Below are 1,055 nucleotides of genomic sequence, written 5' to 3'. Positions count from 1 at the left end.
GGTGTTGGCGTCGAGGGGGGTGTCGGCCGAGTCGCGGGTGGTGGTGTTGTTGCCGCGGTCGGTGGAGTCGGTGGTGGCGTCCTGGGCGGTGGTGTGTGCCGGTGGTGCGTTCGTTCCGGTGGATGTGGGGTATCCGGTCGAGCGGGTGGAGTTCATGGTCTCGGATGCCGATCCGGTGGTCGTGGTGACGTCTTCGGCTGTGGCGGAGCGTTTTTCGTCGGTGTTGTCGGCGTCGGGGGCGTCGGTGGTGTTGGTGGATGCGCCGGAGTGGTCGCGGGCGTCGGGGTCGGGGGTGCCGGCGGCGGGGTTGTCGGTGGTGCCGGGGTCGGCGGCGTATGTGATCTATACGTCCGGGTCGACGGGGCGGCCGAAGGGGATCGTGGTCTCGCACGAGGCGATCGTGAATCTGGTGCGGTGGCGGCAGTCGGAGTTCCCGGTGGGGGTCGGTGAGGTGGTGTTGCAGAAGACGTCGCCGAGTTTCGATCCGGCGGTGCCGGAGGTGTTGTGGCCGGTGTTGGTGGGGGCGCGGTGCGAGTTGATCCGTGAGGGTGGTGAGCGGGATCTGGAGTATCTGGGTCGGCGGATCGTCGAGTCGGGGGCGGTGTTCGTGGAGTTGGTGCCGACGGTGATGTCGGCGATGGTGGAGTCGGGGGTGTCGCTGGCGGGGTCGCGGTTGCGGTATCTGTCGGCCGGTGGTGAGGAGTTGACCTGGTCGGTGGTCGATCGGGTGTCGGCGTTGTGGTCGGTGCCGGTGTGGAACACCTATGGTCCGGCGGAGGCTGCGGTGGAGGTGACGTCGTGGCGGGCCGGGGTGCGGTCGGCGGGGTCGTCGGTGCCGATCGGGTTGCCGGTGGCCAATACGTCGGTGGTGGTGTTGGACGGGTGGTTGCGTCCGGTGCCGGTCGGGGTGGTGGGTGAGTTGTATCTGGGTGGGGTGCAGCTGGCGCGGGGCTATCACGCGCGGGCGAGCCTGACGGCGTCGCGGTTCGTCGCCGATCCGTTCACCCCCGGTGGGCGGTTGTATCGGACGGGGGATCTGGTGCGGTGGTTGCCGT

At 69.2% G+C, this 1,055-nt stretch carries 1 protein-coding gene; it reads left to right on the top strand.

Annotation, left to right across the window (positions count from 1 at the left end; translation table 11 throughout):
* Position 1 precedes the first annotated feature (1 nt).
* On the top strand, positions 2 to 1,055 hold a 1,054-nt coding region (locus tag M1M07_RS32300; protein WP_308200893.1), incomplete at its 3' end, for an amino acid adenylation domain-containing protein.

The sequence above is a fragment of the Rhodococcus sp. HM1 genome, from assembly GCF_023218075.1.
Classification (GTDB): domain Bacteria; phylum Actinomycetota; class Actinomycetes; order Mycobacteriales; family Mycobacteriaceae; genus Rhodococcus.
This window is presented reverse-complemented; position numbering and strand designations above follow the sequence as displayed.